The 4,433-nt window shown below is 76.8% G+C and carries 3 protein-coding genes; all 3 read right to left on the bottom strand.

The window, feature by feature from the left end; genetic code table 11:
* A partial coding sequence (locus tag ASG41_RS12410; protein ID WP_235564766.1) for an NADP-dependent oxidoreductase occupies positions 1-652 on the bottom strand: 652 nt, incomplete at its 3' end.
* Positions 653-714: 62 nt separating this feature from the next.
* Positions 715-4,197, bottom strand: coding sequence for an ABC transporter ATP-binding protein (locus ASG41_RS12405; RefSeq protein ID WP_056295067.1), 3,483 nt, complete (start codon positions 4,195-4,197; stop codon positions 715-717).
* Between the two features lie 112 nt (positions 4,198-4,309).
* Entirely contained in the window at positions 4,310-4,423 is a 114-nt protein-coding gene (locus tag ASG41_RS23120; RefSeq protein WP_304438025.1) for an acyl-CoA dehydrogenase family protein, read from the bottom strand.
* Positions 4,424-4,433: the final 10 nt, after the last annotated feature.

The raw sequence follows: 4,433 nt of genomic DNA, 5'->3' as shown, positions 1-4,433 counted from the left end.
GCAGGGAGCCGTCGGCCAGGCCGTCGACACCGTCGGGGTACCGCTCCCGGACGGCGGCCGCGAAGCCGTCACCGCGGGGCAGCACCACGTCGGCGCCCAGCGAGCGCACCAGCTCCTCGTCCTCGGCCTTGGCGTCGGCCACCACGGTCAGCCCGTCGACCTTGGCCAGCTGGACCACGTAGCCGCCGAACGCCCCGGCCGCGCCGGTGACGGCCAGCACCTGGCCCGGCTCCAGGGCCATCGAGTCCAGCGCCAGCCGGGCGGTGAGCCCGTTCATCGGCACCGTCGCCGCCGCGACGTCGTCCACACCGGCCGGCACCCGGACCACCGAGGCGGCCGGCAGCGCGATCTGCTCGCGGTAGCCGCCGTGCGCGCCCGAGGGCACCACGATCGCCATCACGTGGTCGCCGACGGCGAGGTCGGTGTCGGCGTCCGGGCCGATCTCGTCGACCACCCCGGCGACGTCCATGCCCGGGATCCACGGCATCTCCTGCGGGGCGCCCTCGCGCTGGGCGTACGTGCCGTTGCGCCCGTAGGTGTCCGTGGGGTTCACCGCCGCCGCCCGGACGGCGATCCGCACCTCACCGGGGCCCGCGTGCACCTCCGGGACGTCGAGGAGGCGCAGGGCCTCGGGTCCACCGAACTCGGTCACTCCGACAGCTCTCATACGGGGGACAAGGCGGCCCTGCGGCGACCGATTCCCGCACCCGGCGGTCAGCCGGCCAGGTGCCCCCACTCCTCCGCCAGGTCTGACCAGCGGCCGGTCGCCGCGACCCGGCCGCCCTCCAGCACCACGACGTGGTCGGCGAGCGCCAGCGCCGCGCGCTTGGCCGTGGCCCCCACGACGGTGGCGCCGCGCTCCCGCAGCGCCGCCCACAGCTCCAGCTCGGTGCGCGCGTCCAGCGCGGAGGACACGTCGTCGGCGAGCACCAGCTCGGCGTCGGTGGCCAGCGCCCGGGCCAGCGCCAGCCGCTGCACCTGCCCACCGGACAGCCGCACCCCGCGGTGGCCGACCAGCGTGCCGACCCCGCCGGCGGCGGACACGTCGGTCTCCAGGCGGGCGGCGGCGAGCGCCCCGTCGACCTCGCGGGCGTGGCCCAGCGCGATGTTGTCGGTGATCGTCCCCGACAGCACCCGCGGCACCTGGGCGACGTGGGCCACCTGGCCCGGCCGCAGGAACAGCTGCGGGTCGTCGACGTCGGTGTCGTTCCAGCGGATCGAGCCCTCGTGGTCCACCAGCCCGGCGAGCGCGGCCAGCAGGCTGGACTTGCCCGACCCGACCCGGCCGACCAGCAGCATGAGCGACCCGGCGGGCACGTCCAGGTCCACCCCGGAGACCCCGACGGTGCCGTCGTCGTGCACCGCGGTGACCCCGGTCAGCCGCAGTCGGCGCAGCGGCACGCGGTCGCCGTCCGGCGGGGCCGGGGCGCTGCCGGCGACCAGGTCGACCCCCGGCGGGACGGCGACCAGGTCCTCCCGGCCGGCCAGCCGGGTCGCCTCGCGCAGCCACACCCCGGCGATCGGGCGCTCGACCACGGCAAGACCCGCCGTGATGCCGTACCAGCCGAAACCGCTGACCGCGGTGCTCACGGTGAGCGCGGTCGCCAGGTCCCAGGTGCCGGTCAGGTGCAGCGCCCAGGAGGCCACGATCGCCAGCTGCACCAGCAGCACCGGCGCGCCCTCCAGCAGCGTCCGGATCCGGGTCTCCCGCACGGTGGCGGCGACCCGGCGGGCGTCCACCTCGTGCAGGTGCCGGCGCACGTGCCCGGTGGCGGCGGCCAGCTTGACCGTGCGCACCGCCTCCAGCGAGGAGGCCAGCTGCCGGCCGAAGACCGCGCGCTGATCGCCCGCCAGCCGCCCCGCGCGCCCGGCCGCGGGCGCACCCAGCGCGGCGACCAGGACCGAGCCGACGATGATGCCGCCGGCGACCAGGCCGGCGACCGGCTGTCCGGTGACCACGACGGTGAGCGCGGTGGCGCTGAGGCCCAGCACGACGTCGATCCACCGGTCGGTGAGGTTGAGCAGCCGGTCGGAGTCCAACGCCCGGGCCGTCACCTCCCCCGGCGGGGTGCGGGCCAGCCGGCGCTGCTCGGTCTGCCCGCGCAGCACCGCCAGCCGCAGGCGCAGGGTCACCCCGGTCCACCACAGCGGGAACCAGCGGAACGCCCAGCCGACGAAGAACGAGGACACCACCAGCGACACCGCCAGCGCGACCGCCGTCCCCCGCGGGCCCTCGCCCCGCTCCAGGCCGGCCACCAGGTCGCCCCACAGGGCACCGGTGAGCACCCCGTAGGTGCCGGTGAGCGAGGCCAGCCAGAACGTCAGGCAGGCGGTCAGGCCCCAGGCGGGGTGCGCGAAGACCGCCCGGACGACGGTGCGCGCCAGCCGCACCCGTGGCGCCCGGGGCTCCGGCCGGGGATCGCGCCGGTCCGTGCGGGCAGCCGCCAGGCCCGCGTCGGCGACCGGGCCCACCTCGGGCTCCGGCGCAGCCGCGTCCAGGGTGCCGGCCGAGCCGGCGGCGACCAGCAGGTCGCGGAAGGGGCCCAGCGTGGTCGCCAGCTCCGTCCGGGGACCGTGCTGCACGACCCGCCCGGCGTCCAGGACCGCGACCGAGTCGCACCAGCGGGTGGTGCCCAGCCGGTGCGCGACGACGACGCCGGTGCGGTCGCGCAGCAGCCGCCGGGCCGCGCGGGTGACCAGCTCCTCGGTGGCCGGGTCCATCCGGGCGGTGGCCTCGTCGAGCACCACCACCCGCACGTCGCGCACCAGCAGCCGGGCGAAGGCGACCAGCTGCTCCTGCCCGGCGGACAGGCTGGTGCCGCGCGGGCCCAGCTGGGTGTCCAGCCCGTCGGGCAGCGACTCGACCCAGGAGGTCAGCCCCAGCTCGGCGACGGCGGCCTCGACCCGGGCCCGCGGCACGTCGGCGAACAGGGTGAGGTTCTCGGCCAGCGTCGCCGCCAGCAGCTCGGTGCGCTGGGTGACCACGCCGACGCCGGCGCGCAGCTGCTGCAGGTCGGTGTCGACGACGTCCCGGCCGCCGATCGACACGGTGCCCGCCGGCGGCTCCACCGCGCGGGACAGCAGCTTGGCCAGCGTGGACTTGCCGGCCCCGCTGCGGCCGACCAGCGCGCAGGTCGTGCCGGCGGGCACGACCCAGTCGTCCACGCGCAGGTGGAAGGGCTCCGTGTGGCCCTCGTTGCGGTAGGCGAAGTCCAGCCCGCGCACCTCGATGGTGCTGTCGGTGGCCGACAGCGCGGCGCCGCCGGTGGGCTCGGGTGCGGTGCCCATCAGCGTGCGGATGCGGGTCAGGGCGCCCAGGCCCTCGTGCATCTCGGGCAGGTGGTGGTTCACCTCGTCCAGCCGGCCGACGAACGTGGTGACCAGCAGCCACAGCGTGACCAGCGTGGCGACGTCGAGCGTGCCGCCGTCGACCAGGGCGATCGCCAGCAGCGCCAGGGCGGCGAGCAGCCCGTGCAGGACCAGCCCGCTGCGCAGCGCCACCCGCGAGGCCACCTTCGAGGTGCGCCCGTTGCGGCGGAGGATCTCCGCCGACCGCTGGGAGAACTGGGCCAGCACGTGCGGTTGCCCCAGCGACGTGCGGACGTCGTCCCGGCCGGCGACGGCCTCCTCGAGCTGGGCCGCGCCGTCGGACCAGGCCTCCTCCTCCACCGTCTTGGACCGGGCGAGCTCGGGGGTCAGCCGGCGCACGGCGGCGAGCACCAGCGCAGCGACCAGCGGGAAGGCGATCCAGGCCGGCCACCAGACCAACCCGGCGGCCACCCAGGCGAGCACCGAGCGCAGCACCGCCCGGCCCATCGCCCAGCCGCTGATCCGCAGCAGGGTGGCCAGCTGCCGGGTGTCGTCGTCCACCCGGTCCAGCAGCTCTCCCACGCCCTGGCCCTCCAGCGTGGTCAGCGGCTGGTGCAGGACGGCGTCGAGCAGGTCGGCCCGCAGGACGCCCTCGGCCCGGCCGACCGCGGTGGCGAACAGGGTGCGGCCGACGACCTCGCCGGCGGCGGCCACCACGAGCAGGGCGGCCAGGACCACGACCAGCCCGAGGGTCGGCCCCTCGGCGATGCGCCCGGTGACCACCGTGCCGACGGTCTCGGTGAGCGCGGCCAGCACCGCGAGCACCAGCGCGACGGTGCTGCCGGGACCGGCCAGCCGACGCCAGCCCAACGCCGCGTGCTGCCCCACGTGCCCACCTCCCCCGTGCCCGCCCCGACCACCGGGACCCGACCGCACGGTAGAGGGACCCTCCGACGGTCCGCGCCTGGTTTTCCTGCCGGACGGCGCGGCCGCCGGGGGCTCAGCGCCTGCTGGCGTAGGTCTTCAGCAGACCCCGGCTGATGATCGTCTTCTGGATCTCGCTGGTGCCCTCGCCGATGAGCAGGAACGGCGCCTCGCGCATCAGGCGCTCGATCTCGTACTCC

Origin of the sequence: Modestobacter sp. Leaf380, from assembly GCF_001424485.1 — a bacterium.
GTDB lineage: Bacteria > Actinomycetota > Actinomycetes > Mycobacteriales > Geodermatophilaceae > Klenkia.
This window is presented reverse-complemented; position numbering and strand designations above follow the sequence as displayed.